The 20,421-nt window shown below is 27.0% G+C and carries 19 protein-coding genes; 8 read left to right on the top strand and 11 right to left on the bottom strand.

From position 1 onward, the window contains the following. Nucleotides 1–16 precede the first annotated feature (16 nt). The 3 genes from BINT_RS01580 to metX all read left to right on the top strand — a co-directional run bounded on the left by BINT_RS01580 (nt 17) and on the right by metX (nt 5,329). Complete coding sequence (locus BINT_RS01580; RefSeq protein ID WP_148258772.1) at nt 17–1,996, top strand: DUF262 domain-containing protein; 1,980 nt, start codon at nt 17–19, stop codon at nt 1,994–1,996. A gap of 886 nt (nt 1,997–2,882) precedes the next feature. Continuing rightward, the gene (locus tag BINT_RS01575) at nt 2,883–4,178 is read left to right on the top strand and encodes an O-acetylhomoserine aminocarboxypropyltransferase/cysteine synthase family protein (protein WP_014486807.1); all 1,296 of its coding nucleotides are present in this window, start codon (nt 2,883–2,885) and stop codon (nt 4,176–4,178) included. A gap of 47 nt (nt 4,179–4,225) precedes the next feature. Then, nucleotides 4,226–5,329: a homoserine O-acetyltransferase MetX gene (metX, locus tag BINT_RS01570; protein ID WP_014486806.1), complete on the top strand. Its 1,104-nt coding sequence runs from the start codon at nt 4,226–4,228 to the stop codon at nt 5,327–5,329. Between the two features lie 82 nt (nt 5,330–5,411). Here metX and BINT_RS01565 read toward each other — a convergent pair whose 3' ends face one another. The 4 genes from BINT_RS01565 to BINT_RS01550 form a co-directional block, all read right to left on the bottom strand. Beyond that, a complete protein-coding gene (locus BINT_RS01565) occupies nt 5,412–6,230 on the bottom strand; it encodes an alpha/beta hydrolase (RefSeq protein ID WP_148258802.1) in 819 nt (272 codons plus the stop codon). A 182-nt stretch (nt 6,231–6,412) separates the two neighbouring features. After that, nucleotides 6,413–7,081, bottom strand: coding sequence for a DUF6320 domain-containing protein (locus BINT_RS01560; protein ID WP_014486804.1), 669 nt, complete (start codon nt 7,079–7,081; stop codon nt 6,413–6,415). A gap of 5 nt (nt 7,082–7,086) precedes the next feature. After that, the gene (locus BINT_RS01555) at nt 7,087–8,274 is read right to left on the bottom strand and encodes an alcohol acetyltransferase (RefSeq protein WP_014486803.1); all 1,188 of its coding nucleotides are present in this window, start codon (nt 8,272–8,274) and stop codon (nt 7,087–7,089) included. A 246-nt stretch (nt 8,275–8,520) separates the two neighbouring features. Continuing rightward, nucleotides 8,521–8,973, bottom strand: coding sequence for a VOC family protein (locus tag BINT_RS01550; protein ID WP_014486802.1), 453 nt, complete (start codon nt 8,971–8,973; stop codon nt 8,521–8,523). Nucleotides 8,974–9,618: 645 nt separating this feature from the next. Here BINT_RS01550 and BINT_RS01545 point away from each other — a divergent pair. Further along, nucleotides 9,619–10,362, top strand: a complete 744-nt coding sequence (locus BINT_RS01545) for a YebC/PmpR family DNA-binding transcriptional regulator (protein ID WP_012671045.1) — start codon at nt 9,619–9,621, stop codon at nt 10,360–10,362. A gap of 42 nt (nt 10,363–10,404) precedes the next feature. After that, on the top strand, nt 10,405–10,887 hold the full coding sequence (gene ruvC, locus BINT_RS01540) for a crossover junction endodeoxyribonuclease RuvC (RefSeq protein ID WP_014486801.1): 483 nt from the start codon (nt 10,405–10,407) through the stop codon (nt 10,885–10,887). On the opposite strand, the gene BINT_RS01535 is transcribed toward ruvC, so the two are convergent. Both BINT_RS01535 and pfkB read right to left on the bottom strand, forming a co-directional pair. Then, nucleotides 10,880–11,596, bottom strand: coding sequence for a hypothetical protein (locus tag BINT_RS01535; protein ID WP_014486800.1), 717 nt, complete (start codon nt 11,594–11,596; stop codon nt 10,880–10,882). The two genes, ruvC and BINT_RS01535, sit on opposite strands and share 8 nt — an antisense overlap. 180 nt (nt 11,597–11,776) lie before the next feature. Beyond that, entirely contained in the window at nt 11,777–12,706 is a 930-nt protein-coding gene (gene pfkB / locus BINT_RS01530; RefSeq protein ID WP_041177162.1) for a 1-phosphofructokinase, read from the bottom strand. Nucleotides 12,707–12,907: 201 nt separating this feature from the next. Between pfkB and galE the strand changes: the two genes are divergently transcribed. Beyond that, nucleotides 12,908–13,900 carry a UDP-glucose 4-epimerase GalE gene (galE, locus tag BINT_RS01525; RefSeq protein WP_014486798.1) on the top strand — a complete coding sequence of 331 codons (993 nt, stop codon included), beginning with the start codon at nt 12,908–12,910 and terminating at the stop codon, nt 13,898–13,900. A 458-nt stretch (nt 13,901–14,358) separates the two neighbouring features. Here galE and jag read toward each other — a convergent pair whose 3' ends face one another. The 5 genes from jag to rpmH all read right to left on the bottom strand — a co-directional run bounded on the left by jag (nt 14,359) and on the right by rpmH (nt 17,843). Then, nucleotides 14,359–15,063 (bottom strand): RNA-binding cell elongation regulator Jag/EloR, encoded by a 705-nt coding sequence (jag, locus tag BINT_RS01520; protein WP_014486797.1) that lies wholly within the window; start codon nt 15,061–15,063, stop codon nt 14,359–14,361. 62 nt (nt 15,064–15,125) lie between these two features. After that, nucleotides 15,126–16,997, bottom strand: coding sequence for a membrane protein insertase YidC (yidC, locus tag BINT_RS01515; RefSeq protein WP_014486796.1), 1,872 nt, complete (start codon nt 16,995–16,997; stop codon nt 15,126–15,128). 88 nt (nt 16,998–17,085) lie between these two features. Then, a complete protein-coding gene (gene yidD, locus BINT_RS01510; protein ID WP_041177161.1) occupies nt 17,086–17,295 on the bottom strand; it encodes a membrane protein insertion efficiency factor YidD in 210 nt (69 codons plus the stop codon). After that, nucleotides 17,292–17,645 (bottom strand): ribonuclease P protein component, encoded by a 354-nt coding sequence (gene rnpA / locus BINT_RS01505; RefSeq protein WP_041177160.1) that lies wholly within the window; start codon nt 17,643–17,645, stop codon nt 17,292–17,294. Before rnpA ends, yidD begins: the two co-directional genes overlap by 4 nt. Nucleotides 17,646–17,699: 54 nt before the next feature. Then, nucleotides 17,700–17,843, bottom strand: coding sequence for a 50S ribosomal protein L34 (gene rpmH / locus BINT_RS01500; RefSeq protein ID WP_008723263.1), 144 nt, complete (start codon nt 17,841–17,843; stop codon nt 17,700–17,702). A gap of 209 nt (nt 17,844–18,052) precedes the next feature. Between rpmH and BINT_RS01495 the strand changes: the two genes are divergently transcribed. Beyond that, nucleotides 18,053–18,532 carry an ATP-binding protein gene (locus BINT_RS01495; RefSeq protein WP_014486793.1) on the top strand — a complete coding sequence of 160 codons (480 nt, stop codon included), beginning with the start codon at nt 18,053–18,055 and terminating at the stop codon, nt 18,530–18,532. 126 nt (nt 18,533–18,658) lie between these two features. After that, nucleotides 18,659–20,209: an ATP-binding protein gene (locus BINT_RS01490; protein ID WP_014486792.1), complete on the top strand. Its 1,551-nt coding sequence runs from the start codon at nt 18,659–18,661 to the stop codon at nt 20,207–20,209. The last annotated feature ends 212 nt before the right edge of the window (nt 20,210–20,421 follow it).

Below are 20,421 nucleotides of genomic sequence, written 5' to 3'. Positions count from 1 at the left end.
GTATAAATATGGCTGAATTGATAAAAAAAGATTTATAGATATATTAAAAGATGAAAATATTATTGTACCAGAAATACAAAGAGAATATGTATGGGGAAGTACAGAAAATATCGAGAACTGTAAAAACTTATTAAATGCTATTATTGATAATACAAAGAATACAGAGAATAATTATAATATCGGTTTTTTATATTCTTATGAAAAAGATAATAAAGTTTATTTGATAGATGGTCAGCAGAGATTTACTACTTTATATTTAACATTACTATACTTATCTGTAAAAGAAAATAATAAATATAAAGCTTATTTAAAAAACTTCTCTTATAAAGTAAGAAATTTAACAAAAGAATTTATTGATTTGATGATAGAAAAAATTGAAAAAGAAGAAGATTTTTTTGATATTGAAAATAAAACTTGGTGCTTATCAGTTTATAAAAAAGACCCTACAATAAAAAATATTATAAACTTTTTTAAGATTTTCAATATAGATGAAGAAAATCAAGAATATAAAGATATTTCTTTAAAAGATATTGAAAAAGCAGAATTTTGGTACTTTAATACTTCAAATACTTCTCAAGGCGAAGAACTTTATATAACTATGAACTCAAGAGGTGAAAAAATAGCAGAATATGAAGATATTAGAGTTTCTTTATTATCAGAAATAAAAGAAGATTATAAAGATAAAGCAACAAAATTTAATAAAATAGAGCATTTCTTTTGGAAGCATAGAGATAATAATAAAAATAATGCTGATGAAGAATTTAATAAATTTTTAAAGCAAGCAATAGCTTTATCAAAATTTGAAATTGAAGGAAATACGTCAAATTCAATTGGGAATGTTGATAGTATAAATATTATTGAAAATAAAAACTATTTAAAATTAGATGATATAATTTATCATCATTATTCATTAGAATTATTATATGAATTATTAAAATTAGAAAATACTGATAATACTAAATATTTAACTAAATTTATAAATAAAGATAAAACCATAAATAATGCTAATATTTTAAATATATCTACAATAATTATCCCATTTTTATATATAGTTAAAAATATATTCAAAATAGATGAAGATAATTTTAAGAACAAAGAGAATTTTAACAACATAGAAGAAAATACAAAAAAAGATTTATTCCAATGGCTTAGATTTTTATATAATATAAGGTTTAATCATAATAGTACAAGTATTACAAATATTTTAATGGAGATAGAAAACAATAATAAAAATACTTATACTAATATATTTGATTTTTTTGAATGTAAAGATAAAAAAGAATTACTTAGTTACTATGAAAATTATAATGGGGAAAGAGATAAATTTGATTTATTAGAAAGCGAAGTAAATAAAATTAAGTTCTTATCTATTTATAATGATGATATTTCAAAAAGAAATGAATTACAAGAATTATTTTGGAAATTAGAAAATCATGATATTTTGAAAGGAAATATTGACTATATTATAAAATATTCTTTGGAAAATATTAATAATAATTTAGAAGCTATAAAAGTTGAAGATATAAAAGAACACTTCTTTGATAATTTTAGTAAGTATAAAAATATATTTGAAACCTGTTTTAATGAAATACCAAGAGATATTTTAATAAGGGCATTATTAACTTTTGCTGAAAAATTTGATAAAGAAAAAAGTCCTTATTTTAAATCGCATGCTGTATATTATGGCTGGGATAACCATAATAAATTACATAAATTTTCTTTATGTGAAAAAGAAGAAGATTTATATAAATCATTTCAAAATAAAGAAAATAGATATAAAACTAATCCATATTATGCTCAATTATTTAAAATATTGTTTGATGAAATTAAAAAAAATTCAAATAATGAAATAAAAGATATATTAGAAAAAATAATAAAAGATTTTAAAGATGAACAGAAAAAAAATCCTTTCTATTTAATAATAAGAGATGATTTAAAATCTTATATTATTAAATACAATACTAATATAGACAACAATATAACATTACAACGTTAATTTATATTATAGAAAATTAATATTTATTAATAAAATACAAAAAGGAGTTTAACTTAATTAAAAGCTAAGCTCCTTTTTTATATGGGGTTATAGTATTTGCACTTTTTGGTTCTTTGACGAAGCCCGCAGAGCGTGTGCGGCAAAAAAGTAGATAATTGATAATTCAATTTTTTTAATATGTATACAACTATATTTTATCAGAAATAATTTTTTTAAATTTTAAATATCTGCAGGGTTTTGCCCCGAACCCCAGTTCTTTTACCAAGTAGGTACCTTTCGGTATTGGTATAAAAGAACCAAAACAACTGCATTTTTAACCTAAAACAATGGTATTACCCATATATTTAATACATATTCTTAAAATATAAAGTTTTAGCAATTGCGTTTTTTGCTACTTTTTTGTGCGGCAAAAAAGTAGATAATTAATAATTCAATTTTTTAATATATATAAACAACTTTATTTTATCAATTTTATATATTTTTCCACATATGCTATCAACTTTTTCACACAGAACACTACAGGTGACTTCATTGGCACACTTCGCGAAAACGCATATACTGCAACCTTATATTTCTTTAATGAAATTAGAATCTAAAAGATTATAAAGTGTAACGATACTATATAAGAAAAATAAAATTAATTACTATTGACAATAATTTTATATTAATATATAATCTATAGTTAATTATTAAATAAATATATTAGGAAATATTGTAAATGAAGACAATCATCGTTATGAACAAAATGTTTTGCCTCATGCAAATGTGTATGTTTAATAATGATGGCTGTAAATAATAATTTATTTTTTATTTTGTACTTTAAAGCCGTCAAAGTTATTTGGCGGCTTTTTTTATTTTAATCTATTAATATAAAGGAGTATTAAAGATGTCAAGAGAATTGAAATTTGAAACATTAGCTGCACATGCAGGACAGGATTATAATGATACATTCGGAAGCAGAGGAGTGCCGGTATACAAAACTACTTCATATTTATTTAGAGATTCAAAACATGCTGCTGACTTATTTGATTTAAAAGAACTCGGGTATATTTATACAAGACTAGGAGATCCAACAGCAGATGTATTAGAAAAAAGAATTACAGCTATGGAAGGCGGTAAGGCATCCATTGCAGTATCTTCAGGAACAAATGCTATTTTTTATACTATAATCACTATATGTGAGGCTGGAGATGAAATAGTTTCTGCATTCAATGTGTATGGAGGAACATATTCACAATTTGGAGCAATACTTCCTAAATTTGGAATTAACACAAAATTTGTAGATGCTAAAGACCCAGAGAATTTTGCTAAGGCTATAACAGATAAAACTAAATTAATATTTATAGAAACAATTTCAAACCCTTCATTAGATTTTACAGATATTGAAGCAGTTGCTAAAATAGCACATAATGCTGGAATACCATTAGTAGTGGACGGAACTTTCACAACTCCTTATCTTTTGCAAACTATTAAACATGGTGCCGATATTGTAATAAACTCACTTACAAAATGGATAGGCGGACATGGAAGTGCTGTAGGAGGAATAATCACAGACAGCGGTAACTTTAATTGGCAAAGTGATAAATTCCCTCTATTTTCAAAACCGGATGCAAATTATCATGGATTAAGATGGGCTTATGATTTGCCTGATGAACTTAAAAATATAGCATTTACTTTGAGAGTAAGAACTGTACCTCTTAGAAATTTGGGTGCTTGTCTTTCTCCTGATAACTCTTGGATATTCATTCAGGGAACAGAGTCTTTGGCAGTGAGAATGGACAGACATTGCTCTAATGCTTTAAAAGTTGCTGAGTTTTTAGAAAAAGATGATAGAGTTGAATGGGTAAGATATCCGGGACTTAAAAATGATCCGTCTTATGCTACAGCAAGCAAATATTTAAAAGATAAATTCGGCGGAATGGTTGTATTCGGTATAAAAGGCGGATATGAAGCTGCAGTTAAATTTATAGACAATATAAAATTATTCTCTCATTTGGTGAATGTAGGAGATGTTAAGAGTTTAGTTGCACATCCTGCTTCCACTACTCATTCACAATTATCTGAAGAAGAATTGAAAAAGGGAGGAATAAGCAAAAACTTCATAAGGCTTTCAATAGGTATAGAACATATTGATGATATACTTTATTATTTAGATGAAGCTTTAACTATAGCAAATAAATAATTCAGGGGTATTAATAATTACTCCTGTTTTAATAAGAGGATTATTTTATGAAGAATATTATAAAAAATAAAAAAGAAAAAGAAAATAATGAACAAGGAAAAACAGAAGTTAAATATTTTAATTATGATAAGCCTTTCAAATTTGAAAACGGAGCTTCAATAAATGAATTAACTATAGCATATACTGTAAACGGACATTTAAATGTAAATAAAGATAATGCTATTTTAGTATGCCATGCCTTTACAGGAGATGCTGATGTTATTACTTGGTGGGATAATTTTGTTGGAAAGAAAAAGGCTATAGATACAGATAAATATTTTGTAATATGCTCAAATGTTTTAGGAGGATGCAGCGGAACAACAGGACCTTCTTCCAAAAAACCAAATAGTAATTCATATTATGGTACAGACTTCCCAACTTTCACAATTAAAGATATAGTAAAAGTTCAAAAAATATTAATTGATAGCTTAGGAATAAATAAACTTTATTGTGTGGCCGGCGGTTCTATGGGAGGCATGCAGGTATTACAATGGACAGCCACTTATCCTCAAATGATGGAAAAAGCAATAGTAATAGCTAGTTCTATGAGCCATTCTCCTATGCAGATAGCTTTGAATGAAATAGCAAGACAGGCAATAACAGAAGATACTGAATGGTACGGCGGAAAATATTATGGCATGTCATCTCCTGACAGAGGACTTGCTTTAGCTAGAATGCTTGGACATATCACATACATGAGCGAAGAGTATATGAGAAAGAAATTCGGAAGAAAGAGAAAAACAGCTGTTAAATATTTTACTCCTTCTTTTGAAGTAGAAAATTATCTGCATTATAACGGAGAAAAATTTACAGCAAGATTCGATGCAAATAGTTTTTTATATCTCACTAAAGCTATGGATTTTTTTGATGTTAAAGATGAAATAAAAAAAATAAAACATAAAAAAAATATTAATTTGAAAAAAACTCTAATTATATCTTTTATATCGGATTGGCTTTATCCAAGTACGCAGTCTGCTGAAATAGTTGCAGCTTATCAGCATTCTAATATAGATACAACATTTCATGAAATAGCATCAAATTATGGACATGATGCCTTTTTGCTAAAAAATACAGAACAGACTAGATATATAAAAAATTTCTTAAATAATTAAAATAATAAAAGCTGATAACTTATATAAGATATCAGCTTTTTATTTAAATAAAATTACTTAATTTAAGCAAAAGTGCAATTTTTTAATTATCAATTTTTTCAATCCATTTGAATACTTTATCTAATATATGTTCGCTGTCCATAGCCTCAAAGAATATACCATTAACTAAATTATTATGATAAATATTTTTATTATCAAATATAATACAATCAGCTAAGCCATCATGAAAGCTATTAACTTTATTAGAAAAATTAATAGAATTATCAACATCGCAAATAGGATCCAATTCCGAGTGAACGCATAATACTTTTGTTCTCTCGCTTCCGTCTATATGATTATAAGGATTAGCCTCTTCCCTATTGTAGCCCTCTTCAAATAATTGATCAAGCATAGGAGTTATTATATCATTAGTACATACATTTAAATCCGTTGGCCCTCCAAGCGATACATATCCTTTAAAAATATTAGAATCTACATTATATTTTTTATGCATTTCTTTATAATATACAAGCAAAGCTCCCAAATGAGCACCGGCAGATGAACCTATCACTATAATATCAGAATAATCAATATTTTTATTTTTCAAAACTTCTAGTGCCTTATTAAATCCTGCAAATACATCTTCTATTTGAGCTGGGTATTTATATTTTTTACTTAGTCTGTATCCTAATAAAATAGTATGGAATTTCTCTTTTGCAAATCTTCTTCCAACGAATCTGTATAAATTAGCATTACCCTCTCTCCAGCCTCCGCCGTATAAATAAACTATAACCTGTTTCTTTGGACTTTCATTTTCTTTTAATTGAGGAGCAAAATATAATATATATTGAGCCTTATTTTTATCGAATGTATACTTTTCAGGCTTTATTTTCTTATCAGCTTTTATAAAATTAACAGCCATACTTGGATAAGTAAGATACTCTCCAAGTAAATTTTTTCTTCTTATCTTTTCCTCTATTTTTTTCTGTTTTCTTTCCAATTTAGTCTTTTTTTTCTTCTAGTTTCCTCTGTTCTTTTTCTTTTCTTATTTGCTCTCTTTCTTCTTTTTTATTATCTTCCATAAAAATACTCCTTATTTATAAATTATATATGAAAAATCTTTATTATAGATGAAACAAAATCTATTCTAAATAATATAAGCATAGCTAAAATAATTATAATACCTCCTCCCAAAGCCGATAAACTGCTCCAAAGTACAAAATGAAATAAAGGAAGAATTATCATTATTATTGATATAAAAGAAGCTGACATTATATAAGAAACATATTCATTAAAATATTTTCTATCTATAACTGCAATTAAAAACATAGCAATATTTAAACCAAGCGACAAAAAAGGAATAACATAATTAAATGACCATTTATAAAAACCGGTGAATATATCTATTACAATAACTAGAGGCATAAGTATAAAAAACTCTATAAGTAATTTCTGCCTTAAATATAAAGTATCAGCTGTAAAACATACATAGGTAAAATAAGAACATAATATTGATATAACAGATATTACAGCCCAATTATATTTTGAATTAGTTGAAATATTTACTATTATCAAAGCTATTATTGCTGCTAATGATGAAAGCAAAACTATTTTCTGAGCATTGATTTTTTTCTGCATTTTATAAAACCATTCATAAGAATGATATTCTTCATTTATTATTTCATTATCATTATTATTTAATTCTTTTAAACATAAAGGACATATATTTCTATTAGTTTTAATTTTCAATCTGCAATTATTACAATAAGCCATTTTATTTATACTCCGTAATCATTAGAATAAATTTCCACTTCTGTAATATTAGATATATATCTAAAAAAATATTTTATTATATCAGTTTCTATTACCGTTCTATTAAATGTAATTGATAATTTATCACCGAAACTGCATAAGCCGCAATTTAAAGGACTGTTTATTGTAGGATATACAACAGCTTCAAAATGACTTATATAATCTTTCATATCATCAGGCAAAGATATATTACCGAAATTCGATACTGTCATAGTTTTCAATTTATCTTCAAAAAGTTCAAATGCTAAATTAACTACAAAATTTTTAATAACTAATGGTATAAATTTGGCAAATATATTATTTTCTAATTTCGTATTCTCATATATAAAATTCTGAAGTTTTTCCTTACTTATTTTTTCTTTCATCTCTCTATTTGTAATCATTATAATATCATCAAAAGTTAATTCCTTATCTGTGCCAATCAATATATTAGCAACGCCGAAAAAATTTTTTAATGATATTGAAGGAAATATACTTCTCAAATTAACAGGTACGCACATCACTATATTTTTTCCGTCAAGTCTGTTTTTTATTCTAGTTTCATAAATTGAATAAACCAAAGCCGATAATATATAAGATGTGATTGTGGTATTATGTTTTTTGCTCTCTTCCTTAATGCTTTTCAAACTTATCATTCCATGCACAACATTATCGCCGTAAAATTTTAAAGGCTTTCCTTTAATCAAATAAACATTCTTTATCTTTTTTTCTTTTTTAGTTTCTATTTTATCCTTTGTATGAACAGAAAAGCTGTCATCATAGTCTGCTATAATTGGAACAGTGTCTTTAAATATATCATCATTTTTATCATCAATATTTTTTCCTAACAAAACAAAATAATGATATAGTAAAGATTTTAAAAAACTTATTAAAGCTGTAGCATCAGCGAGAGAGTGATAAACTTCAGTAAAAATTCTATATTGATAATAGCCTACTCTCAAAAGATAGCCGTTATTTAATTTACTGTTTATATTATAGCAGGGATAATATTTATCTTCCTCTACGATCAATCTTCTATGATTTTCTTCAAAGTAATTCCAAAATAATCCTTTCTTTATCATAAGCGAAAGTGTTGGAAATCTTTTTATTGTGATGTCTAATGCTTCTTGAAGTATCTTAGGGTTGACTTCTTCATTATTGAGTACAACTGACACTCTGAATATTGGTATATTTTTTTATTTTTTATAGAAACAAAAAGTTTAGCTGCATTATCCAATTTATAAAGATGTTTCATAATAATTACACCATAATTTGATATTAATATTTTAAATCATTTACTTTATTTTTCAATAATTAAATTAGGCATAAAAAATATATTTAGTATATTATAGTTCATATTTACCTTATTTTTTATGTATATCCTATCATACAAAACAAATAGCATTATATATATTAAAAATTTAAAATGTTTCCATCAATTCTAATATAATGCCGTCAGGATCTTTGAAATATAATGCTTTGCTTTTTGAAAATCCGTAAGAAGTAAAATCAAATTCCTGAGGTGATGATAGGCATTCCACATTATTATCAATTAAATATTTATATACTTTTTCTATATTCTCTACTCTAAAGCAAATTTCTGATGCTGAAATTTTATTTAATTTAGGCTCATCTTTGATAGTTTCAGGGCTTACAAATTGCAATAATTCTATAGGAGGAGCTATTATATTATCACTGCCGTTAAGATAAGCAATTTTTACCTTACAATTACTCATAGCAAAAAGAGCATCTGTTTCTTTGCCTTCCATTAAAGCCTCTCCTATTAATGTTAAGCCTAAAATATCTCTGTAAAAATTAATAGATCTTTCTATATTGCTCACAGTAATACCTATATGCATTACTTCCTTTAACATAAAATTTACTCCTAATAATTTTCTCAATATAATTCTAACAAAAAATCAAATAATATGAAATATACTGAACAAAATTAAATTTTATTAACGCACGGTGAATGAATCATTAATATATAATTAAAATTCTATTTTTCAATTAATCTATATTTAAAGTTCTGCTATGCGTGCGGTGAATGCACTATAAATTTAAAAAAATCCTGGGTGGGCAGCTAAAAAATCTAATCAAAGTAACAAGAAAAAACTAATCTTATATTGCAGATAAAAACTGTAAACCTAGAGGGTGGGCAAATGTAATTAAATTTTAAAACTTAAATTACATACCCCGCCCTTTATTCTTTATAGCTAAAATTTAAATTTTAGTATTTTTTATATTTAAAGCTTCAATTAGAAATTAAAGCACCCACCCAAGTGGTATTTAAATATATAAATCTGATTAACGCACGTTTAATGCATTTTAATTTATTGTTTAAATTGTAATAATAATCAGTTTATATTTTAAATTTTATTCTGCGTGCGGTGTATAAGAATGTAAATATGATAATCAATCAAAAAATATATTATAAGTTGACAATAGTTGTATTTTGATATATAATTATGGCGAATAAATAATCTGTAAATAAAAAATCTAATAAATAGAGGTGTAATATGTCAGGACACTCCAAGTGGGCTAGTATTAAACATAAGAAAGCCGCAAATGATTCAAAAAAAGGTAAAATTTGGTCAAAAATAGCAAAAGAAATAACAATCGCAGTAAAAGAAGGCGGAAGCCCAGACCCAGACCAGAATGCAAGATTAAGAATGGTTATAGTAAAAGCTAAAGGTACTAACATGCCTAATGATAATATAGACAGAGCTATAAAAAGAGGTGCTGGAGCAGGCGAAGGTGCTAATATCGAAGAAATGTCTTATGAAGGTTATGCTCCAGGCGGAGTAGCTATCATAGTAGACGTTGCTACAGATAATAAAAATAGAACTGCTGCTGAAATAAGATCTATATTCAGTAAAAACGGCGGAAACTTAGCAGAAAACGGTGCAGTTTCTTGGCAGTTTAAGAAAAAAGCTGTTGTAATGATACCTGCTGCTGGAAATACAGAAGAAAGCTTGATGGATATAGTTTTAGATGCCGGTGCTGAAGATATAGAACAAGATGAAGAAGTATTTACTATCACTGGACCTATGGAAACTTTATCATCTATAGTAGATGCTTTAAAAGCTAAAGGCATAGAGCCTGAAAGTGCTGAAATAGTACGCGTTGCTGATAACACTATGACTATAGCTGAAAATGATGCTAAAAAAGTTATGAAAATCATAGGTTTATTTGAAGACCATGATGATGTTTCTGCAGTAGCTACAAACTTAGAAATCACTGATAACTTAATAGAAGAATAATAATTATCATAAAATAAACAATTAAAAGCAATTAATATCTTTATGATAACTTTAGGAATAGACCCGGGATTTGCTAGATGCGGATATGCTTTTGTAGAGGCAAAAAACTCCGTATACAAAATAGTAGATTCCGGGCTTATTGAAACCTTTCAAAATCAAGAATATAATCAAAGACTTTCTTTTATCTATACCCAATTAGATGAACTTATAAAAAAATATAAGCCTTCTAATGCTGCAATAGAAGAATTATTCTTTTCAAAAAACACTAAAACCGCAATAAAAGTTGCTGAAGCTAGAGGTGTTATAATATTAGCTTTAACACTTAATAATATTGAATTCTATGAATACAAGCCTAAAGAGGTAAAATCTCAAATAACAGGCAACGGAAATGCTAATAAAGATGCTATGATGAAAATGGTTAATCTTTTTACCGGTGCTGATATTATTCAAGATGATACAGCCGATGCCGTAGCTATAGCCTTGGCACATGCTTCAAGAAACAGAATATTTAATAATATTAAATGATAGGATTTTTATAGTTGATATCGTCTATCAAATATATATTATCTTTATGATTTGTTTTAGGAGTTTCTGATGTTCCCTGATCATTTGAATTTTCTTCCTCTTGAGAAACTTTATCTTTCTCTTCAGCTATCTGATTTTCAAGTATAGATTCAAATTCTGCCTGATAATTCTCTAATATAGTACCTTCAAAATCAGCATATAATAAAATCTCTTTTAATTTTTGTAACTCATAAACATAAGTATATGTGTATTTTGCACTGCCTATAGTTTCTAAAGCTCTAACTGCCAAAGTATTATGATGTAATAATTCTTTGAGTAAAATGATACTTTGCTGACTTGCTATTTGAGAATTAGTTAATGAATAAAATTCAGTTTCGCCATATTTATTTAATGATGTATTTCTAGGTTCGTTTTTGCCTAATCTATATACGATATATATTTTATCATTATCATTAAAACGCTGTTTAAAAAGCAAAGAAGGAGTATATAAATTTATATTTATGGAATTGCTGTTTACTTTTATCATTAATGTATTAAAGTTTAAACTATTTTCTTCCTGTTTTTTTATGAATATAGAAATTTCTTTTTCATCTGTTATAGGGTCTATTTTCTCAACTAAATGCCATTCTCCTATTGCATAATACTGAGAATATAATATAGAAGAACTAATAAAAACCATAGCAATAATAATTTGTTTTATCATTTTCATAAGCAACTCCATTTACTTTTCTATAGTTATATTATGATAGTTTTATCAATTAAAATCAACAATAAATACAAAATTAAAAAAATTTTTGATGATTTTAGTTTACATATTGAAATAAAAACAGCAGAAAACTAAAAAATTAGCCTTCTGCTGCAATAAAAAAGAATATAACAAATAAAATTTTTATTTTAAATTAATACTCTTAACTTCAACTTTATCAAGTAAATTATTCATATCTTCAAATGTTGTAAGCCCCTCACTGAAAGCTGTAGCAGTACCTGAAGCTATAGCATACTTATAAGAATCTAATATACTTAAATTTTGACTTATACCATATACAATACCAGCCACCATTGCATCCCCAGCACCAACAGAACTTACCAGCTTTCCTTCAGGGGCATTTCCTATATAAGAACCTTCCTTAGTAACCAATGCAGAACCATCTTTTCCTAATGATACTAAAACATTATCACTTCCGTCTTCTACTAATTGCCTTGCATAAGTTATGATGTCGTATACAGTTTTTATATCTCTTCCAAAATATTCTGATAATTCTTTTCTGTTTGGCTTTGTAAGAAAAACATTTTCCTTCACTGCTATTTTAAAAGCATTCTCCCTTGAATCTAATATCACTTTGACATTATTTTTTAATTTTGTTTTTTGTATAATGTCTTTATAAATATCTTCTTTTACAGAACTAGGAACGCTTCCTGAAAGTACTAATATATCATTATCCTGAATATTATTATCTATAATAGAAAGCATTTGATCTATATTTTCTTGCAATATTTTAGGAGATTTCCCCATTATTTCAGTTTCTTTCTTTTCTGTTTTTATCTTTACATTGATTCTAGTATTTTCAGCAAGAGAAATAAAATTATCTTTTATTCCGTATTTATTTAAATCTGATTTTATATACTCACCTGTAAAACCTCCGCAAAATCCCAAGGCAACAGATTCAATGCCAAAATTTTTTAATACTTTAGAAACGTTTATTCCTTTTCCTCCTGCTAAAGTATATGAAGTATTTACTTTATTTAATTCTCCCTCTTCTAATTTATTCATATCCATATAATAATCTACTGCAGGATTTAGTGTTAAAGTGTAAATCATATAAACTCCTCTATTTCTATTGTTTATTATTTAGTAAGTAATACTAATACATATATAATTAGTATATATGAAAAAAGAAAAAAATAAAATATTAATTATAATCAAACTTTACATTTTATTTTATCAAAATAATTCTTTGACTTTTTTTATAATTTAATTATACTTTACTTATAAATAATTTTTTTAATTTGGAGTATTAATATGGCTGTTTTAGTATGCGGAGGAGCTGGATATATAGGCTCACATGTAGTTAATGAACTTTTAAAGCAGAATATAGAAACTGTTATAATAGATTCATTGGAATATGGGCATAAAGATGCTATCAAAGACTGCAAGAATTTTTATCATGGAAATATAGGTGATAGCGATTTACTTGATAAAATTTTTAAAAGTCATAATATTGATTCTGTAATGCATTTATGTGCTTATATAGAAGTAGGAGAAAGCGTACAAAATCCTGCTAAATATTATCATAATAATGTATCCAATTCTATTAATCTTCTTAATGCAATGCTTAGAGCAAATGTTAAGAACTTTATATTTTCTTCTACTGCTGCAGTTTATGGAGAACCAGAAAAAATTCCTTTGGAAGAAGATTGCAGAAAAGAACCTACTAATCCTTATGGAGACAGTAAATTGGCATTAGAAAAAATACTTTCTTGGTATACTAAGGCTTATGATTTTAATTATGTCGCTTTAAGATATTTTAATGCTTCAGGGGCTCATCCAGACGGACATATTGGTGAGGATCATAAACCTGAATCACATTTGATACCATTAATACTTCAAGTACCACTTGGTAAAAGAGATTCAATAAAAATATTCGGTGATGACTACCCTACTCCTGATGGAACTTGTTTAAGAGATTATATACATGTATGCGATTTAGCTTTGGCTCATATTGCTGCTATGAATTATTTGAAGAAAGGCGGAAAAAGTGTTGCATGCAATTTAGGTAATGGAAACGGATTTAGTGTAAAAGAAGTTATTGAAGTAGCTAGAAAGGTTACAGGACATCCTATACCGGCAGAAGTTTGTCCTAGAAGAGCAGGAGATTCATCAGAGCTTATAGCAAGCAGTAAGAGAGCTAAAGAGGTATTAGGTTGGACTCCTACTATAGACTCATTAGAAACTATAGTACAAACTGCTTGGAATTGGCATAAAAATCATCCTAACGGATATAATGACAGATAATATTTATTCATAACAATAAAAAATTAAAGGGGGCTTAAATTAAGTCCCTTTTTTATAGCTTTATTCTAATTCCCCGCCCTCTATGCTTTTCAATTAATTTATAAAATTTTTGTTTTTATTTCCTTTACAGCTATAATTAAAAAAACATGCCCACCCTAGATTATTTAAAATATACAGATTTACAAATACGCACGTTTAGCAATTCTAAAATATATAAATTAATCAATCATTCAAATTTAAATTATATAATAAAAATCTTCTCACCGTGCGTTGAGATGGACAAAAAATCTAATCAAAAGCTTGGGGGGGTTGTGCTTTTTTGTGTTAAGTAAAAAAATAAAGAATATTAACATGTGAAATAAAGGTAATAAATATAGAGGGTGGGGAGTTAGAATAAAATTTTAATATAATAAAAAAGGAGGCTTTTAAAAGCCCCCTTAAAATTAAATCATATAAGATTATCTGTTTCTATAATATGATTTATTATAACCGCCTCTGTCATTATATCTCTTATTGTTATAACCGCCTTTTCTTTTTGAATATACTTTTACGCTTCTGTATGGCGGTTCACCATCACTCTTAGTTTCAACATCATTATCATTTTGAAGTTCTAAGTGTATGATTCTTCTTTCATAAGGCGACATAGGATCCAAAGCTACAACTCTTCTAGTCTTTTTAGCCTGCTGAGCAGCCTGACGGGCAATATGCTTTAAAGTCTCTTCGCGTCTTTCTCTGTAGCCGTCAACATCTAATATAATATGCCTTTCAGTATCATCATTGAATTTTTTAGAAGCTATCAATGAAATGATGAATTGTAAAGCCTCCAATGTAGCACCTTTTTTACCTATTAGTACACCAGAATCCTCTGTAGAAATATTAATATAAATTCTTTTTTCGCTCTCTTCCTTAGCAGTAACCTCAGCCTCAACACCCATGTATTTTAATATATTAGATACTATAGATTGAAATTCACCCAAATTTGTAGAAATTTCCTCATAATAAACTCTTATAATAGTAGGAGATTCCTCTCCAAATCCTAAAATCTTTTGTTTACCTCTATCTATTACCTCAATTCTAACCTGATCCTCCGTAAGATTAAGTTCCTCAAGTGCCTTACTAACGGCTTCCTTTTCTGATTTACCACTAAACTCTTTTACTAACATAGTATCCTCCTTTCTATATGATAAAGTAATTTTTATATTACTTTTAATTTGTTAAATAACCATTATCTTTTTTTTCTTTTTTTCTTTTTTCCAGTTTGTTTTATTTCTTCTTCTTCAACTATCTCATTTGTATTAGATTTATCAAGTTTTGAAGTTATAAACTGCTGAGCAACTCCAAATATATTCTGTGCTGTCCAATATAAAGCAAGTCCGCTTGCAAAGTTATAGAACATAAGAAGCATCATAAGTGGGAAAATAGTAGTCATCATCTTCATCTGTGTAGCTGCACTAGAATTTCCTGCAGAAGATGAAGGCTGCAATTTCATACTTAAATAACTAGTTAATGCCATCACTATAGGGAACAAGTTAAAATTAAACCCTCCTAATATAGGTATGCCTGCCGGAAATACGAATAACTTATCAGGTGAAGAAAGGTCTGTTATCCATAAAAATGGTGTGTTCCTTAATTCTACCATAGACTGCATAAGATAGAAAAATGCTATTAATAATGGGAATGGTAATAACATAGGAAGACAGCCTCCTAATGGATTAATCTTCTCTTTCTTATAAATAGCCATTATTTCAGCATTCAATTTATCAGGATAATCTTTATACTGCTCCCTTATACGCTCTATCTTAGGATTAACTAATTGCATCTTCTTCATAGATTTATAAGAAGCATGGTTGAGCGGAAAAGTTACAAGCTTAAACAAGAATGTAAATAGCAATATAGCCCAAGCATAATTTTTTGTAATATTATATAAAGCATTAAGAATAACATCTAATATATAAGTTAAAGGTCTTAAATTAAGTCCTAAGAAAGATTCTTGGAATATAGATTCATAAGATTCTTCTAAATAATACTTAGAGAAAGTCCTTCTTACCTTAGGTCCCATAAATACTGAATAATTATCAGTAATAGAAGAACCGCTTTTTATAGTATGCTTAGACATTAAATTTGCTACATGGAAATCATTTCTATATTCATTAGTTGAAGGCTTTGAAAAAGTCATAGTTTCAAAAACTGTATTATTAGATTGAGCAGGCGAAGAAATAATAGCAAAATACCTATTATTTAAAGCTACCCATTTATCCTCACCTTCATATACAGCATATCTCATCTGATTAGTTTTGATTCCTTTTGAAGAATTACCAAATCCAAATAATCTTGAGAAAAGATTATCTTTTACTATATCACCTGTTAATAAGATTTTAGATTTACCATTTCCTTTTATAAGATATTGTGCTTTAGTAGCATCTTCTCTTACTGCATTTTTATCAGTTCTGTAAGGTCCTATACCTGTAGCCAAGAAATAAGAATAGAATAAAGAAAGATCTTTTTCACCTATATTTTCTATACTAACAGAATTTTTTAACTGATAAGGGTCTTCTCCAAAAGTAAAAGTTTTTATTATTTTTACTTCTGTGCCATCTATAATTGCATTAGCAGAGTATGTAACTTTATCTCCGCTTTCTTCTGTTAATTGATAATCTAAATTTTCAGGTATTGCAATAGAATTTGATAGGTTTTGAAATGTTACAGTAAAAGGATAAATACCCTCATAAACCTGTTCCACCATATCAATAATTTCATTTGTAGCATCAGGACCTAAATCCTGCGGATAATAATTTTTTAATTTATATGAATATAAAGAACCATTTTTAAAAGTTGCTATAACATACTCATTTTCAAGAATTTTTTCATTATTAATTGCCGCATTTGTATTTTCTATTTTTTCTATTTTTTGCATTTGAGCAGTATTTAATAGAGTATTTTCAGAAGTTGTATTATTATTACTGACAGAATTTGAATTTGTATTTACATTATTAGAATTATAAACAGGCTTCATTGTTTTAGCCTGATAGAACATGTATAGAAACATTATTATAGCGGAAAGTCCAATAGCTATAACCATTCTTTTATTATTGCTCATAAAATGTTAAAGCTCCTTAAATCAATTATATACAGAAAAGAATTCGTTAAGCAATTAAAAAAGGAAGATGGACTAACACATAAAAATACTATGGCACAGGATCATATATTTTTTTTGCTAGCGGGTTACATCTCAGTACTCTGGCAATTGCAAGAAAACTACCCTTTATAGCCCCATACTTAATAACAGCCTGTTTAGCGTATTCAGAACATGAGGGTATATATCTGCAGGAAGGCCTTAAATAAGGGGAAATAGCTTTCTGATACAAAAAAATCAAAAACAAAAGAATCTTTTTCATATATGCAAAACCTTCTGAAATAATTTTAATAAGTCTTTTTTATAATCATCAAATGAAGGCAGCTTATAACTATCAAACCTATTAACTATAATAAAATAATCATATCCAGTAGGAATTTTATCTTTTTGAGTTCTATATATTTCTCTAACTATTCTCTTAACCCTATTTCTGCCCACAGAATTAGTTTTGTTTCTTTTTATAGTTACAGCAAACCTAGAATATGAGCGATTATTTTCTAATAAGAGCACAGTGTATTTAGAATTATAAATTCTTTTAACACTGCTGCTATTATTAAAAAAAGCTGATATGTCTTTTCTGTGCTTTAACCGCTCTTTACTATATAATTTCAATGAGTATTCCCTGTAACAGCTTCCATAAGTACTGCTTAATAATTGCTTAATATTTTACTCATCTGCTGCAGTTAAGCGATATCTGCCTTTTCTTCTTCTACGTTTTAAAACATCTCTTCCATGTTTAGTTGCCATACGTTTAAAAAATCCGAATTTTCTAGCACGACGCAACTTACTTGGCTGATAAGTTCGTTTCATATATGTCTCCTTAAAGATTATATTTCTTTATTAATTATTTTCATAGCAAAAAAATTTATACAAATATACTTGAGTATTATACTACACAACTTTACTCTTGTCAAGTACATAAAAAATACATTTAAAACAGCTATACATAAATATATTACAATTAAAACATATTTCATTTAGAAATTTGATATTATATTATTTAATGATATAATAACATAATGAAAAAGTATTTACTTGAGAATAAATTAGAAGATATTACTCCGTTGATAGAAACTTTATCCGCTGATGTAAAAAAATACATACCAAATAATGAAATGGATTTATTTGCTGCTGCATTATATGAAGTTATCATGAATGCTATTGAGCATGGAAATCTTAATATCTTATATGAAACTAAAAAAAATTGGCTTAAAAAAAATATTTACCACAAGAAATTAAAAGAACTTCTAAAAACTGAAAAAGCTAAAACAACTCATGTAGAAATAACATTGCAAATAGAAGAAGATAGTATTATTATTGCTGTTAAAGATCAAGGACTTGGATTCAAACCTAAACAGGAAGCAAAAAAAATCAATAGTGACGGATTTGCTCGTGAAAGCGGAAGAGGAATCATGATGATTAAATCGTACTTTGATGAAGTAAAATTTAATAAAAAAGGCAATGTTATAACATTAACAAAAATAATAAAAAAAGAGTAATATTTTACAATTATAAAATATTTTTATTTTTAACAATAAACAAGTAAATGATAATAACAATTATCATATAATTTTAGATAAGTTTATTGAATATGTAATAACAATAATTTTAAAGAGATTCAATTTATGTCTAATGATAAAAAAATGAAAAAAGTAAAAAACACTAAATATTTCCGTAAATCTCCTCCTATACAGCTAGATACTGGATTTGTGAGTTTAGAAAGATTTATCGCTATTAATGAATATGATGATGGTTCTTTTTCTAAAGAATATAACTGTGATATAATTAACAGAAAAGGAAGAGATGCTGTTATTATTGTGCCATATACTTATATAGATAATCAAATACATGTTCTTATGATCAGCAATTTCAGACCTGTTGTTTATTATAGAGAAAAAGTAATGACAGGAAAAAATAGTGAAGAAATTGATGAACATATCATGAATTTTTTAGAGTTTCCTGCTGGAATGCTTGAAGAAGATGAAATTAATGAAAAGAATCCTAATCAGGGAATAAAAAAATGTGCTAAAAGAGAACTTGAAGAAGAAACAGGATACGATGTAGATTTAAAAAAGATAAATGTATTAGGACATAGATATTATAGTTCTTCAGGAATTATAACAGAGAGAATTAATATTGCCACATGCGATATAACAGGATTAACTCCCAAAAAAGAAATTCAAACAGATGGTTCTGTAATGGAAGAAACTATAGAATCTTTTTTCGTGCCGTTTGAGAAGGCTATGAGATGGTGTAAGGAAGGAGTGATAAAAAATGCTGGTACAGAAATAGGACTTCATAGGCTTTATTTTTCAATACTATATGAACATCAAAAGAATCATAATTTAATACTTCAAAAAAGGCTTCATGCTCTGTTAAATGAAATAAATTCTCTCAAAAAAAGTGCTGAACATTACAATAAATTAATAAGAGAATTCAAAGCAACAGTTTCTCATGAATTAAGACATCCGTTTACAGAAATCATGGGATATATTAATCTACTTAAAAAGAATAATATGCCTGAAGAAAAAAGAGAAGAATTCTTTAATATAGTTTCAAGAAGCATTAAAAAACTTTATGATACTAATAACAATCTTATACAGATAGCTTTAAAAGATGATGAAAGTTCTAAATACGTATCCGAATTTAATATAGAAGAAGAACTAAATATTATAATAGAAGGTTATAAATTCATTTACCCTAAAAATATAAATATAGAAATGAATATAGAAAAGAACTGCACAACATTGATAGGATATCATGAAAGATTCAGACTTATAATGGAAGGCATAATATCTAATGCTTTCAAATTTACAAAATCCGGAACTATATCAATAAATGTAAGGACTTTAGATACTATAGAAAAAAAAGAGCTTGATTTCTCACCTGACTTATTCAATTATCATACTATGAAAAATATTATACCAAATGAAATTGAGATAATAGTAAAAGATACTGGAAAGGGAATAAAGCCAAGTAAATTAAAAAAAGTATTCATACCATTTTATCAAGCTGATTCAAGATTTGAAAGAGAATACGGCGGAATGGGTATTGGTTTATCTGTTGTAAAAGATTTGCTTGACACTATGCAAGGAACAATAAATATAGACAGTTCAGAAGGTGCTGGTACTATAGTAAAATTAAGAATGCCTTTTGGTATTCCTAGCAAAAACTAAACACCCACCCTTTTAATTTTTTAATAAACTTAGAAATATACAATTTTTTATTTCATTATTATCTATTAAAAAAATATAGCACCCACCCAAGCTTTTTTTAAAAAAGCATGCTACTCAACGCACGCTAAGCTAAATTATAAATATTAATAATATTTGAATTCAAACTTAACTATACTAAAAAATTCCGTTCACCGTGCGTTAATCAAAGTTTT

This window comes from Brachyspira intermedia PWS/A, assembly GCF_000223215.1.
Classification (GTDB): Bacteria; Spirochaetota; Brachyspiria; order Brachyspirales; family Brachyspiraceae; genus Brachyspira; species Brachyspira intermedia.
The sequence above is the reverse complement of the archived record's forward strand: the minus strand, read 5'-3'. Positions and strand labels throughout refer to the sequence as shown.

Coding starts and splice junctions, on each gene's coding strand:
- ruvC (WP_014486801.1), top strand. CDS start 10,405: ATGATAACTTTAGGAATAGACCCGGGATTTGCTAGATGCGGATATGCT.
- BINT_RS01565 (WP_148258802.1), bottom strand. CDS start 6,230: ATGGCTGTTAATTTTATAAAAGCTGATAAGAAAATAAAGCCTGAAAAG.
- BINT_RS01560 (WP_014486804.1), bottom strand. CDS start 7,081: ATGGCTTATTGTAATAATTGCAGATTGAAAATTAAAACTAATAGAAAT.
- BINT_RS01495 (WP_014486793.1), top strand. CDS start 18,053: ATGAAAAAGTATTTACTTGAGAATAAATTAGAAGATATTACTCCGTTG.
- BINT_RS01575 (WP_014486807.1), top strand. CDS start 2,883: ATGTCAAGAGAATTGAAATTTGAAACATTAGCTGCACATGCAGGACAG.
- pfkB (WP_041177162.1), bottom strand. CDS start 12,706: ATGATTTACACTTTAACACTAAATCCTGCAGTAGATTATTATATGGAT.
- BINT_RS01535 (WP_014486800.1), bottom strand. CDS start 11,596: ATGAAAATGATAAAACAAATTATTATTGCTATGGTTTTTATTAGTTCT.
- galE (WP_014486798.1), top strand. CDS start 12,908: ATGGCTGTTTTAGTATGCGGAGGAGCTGGATATATAGGCTCACATGTA.
- metX (WP_014486806.1), top strand. CDS start 4,226: ATGAAGAATATTATAAAAAATAAAAAAGAAAAAGAAAATAATGAACAA.
- jag (WP_014486797.1), bottom strand. CDS start 15,063: ATGTTAGTAAAAGAGTTTAGTGGTAAATCAGAAAAGGAAGCCGTTAGT.
- yidC (WP_014486796.1), bottom strand. CDS start 16,997: ATGAGCAATAATAAAAGAATGGTTATAGCTATTGGACTTTCCGCTATA.
- BINT_RS01550 (WP_014486802.1), bottom strand. CDS start 8,973: ATGTTAAAGGAAGTAATGCATATAGGTATTACTGTGAGCAATATAGAA.
- yidD (WP_041177161.1), bottom strand. CDS start 17,295: ATGAAAAAGATTCTTTTGTTTTTGATTTTTTTGTATCAGAAAGCTATT.
- BINT_RS01545 (WP_012671045.1), top strand. CDS start 9,619: ATGTCAGGACACTCCAAGTGGGCTAGTATTAAACATAAGAAAGCCGCA.
- BINT_RS01490 (WP_014486792.1), top strand. CDS start 18,659: ATGTCTAATGATAAAAAAATGAAAAAAGTAAAAAACACTAAATATTTC.
- rpmH (WP_008723263.1), bottom strand. CDS start 17,843: ATGAAACGAACTTATCAGCCAAGTAAGTTGCGTCGTGCTAGAAAATTC.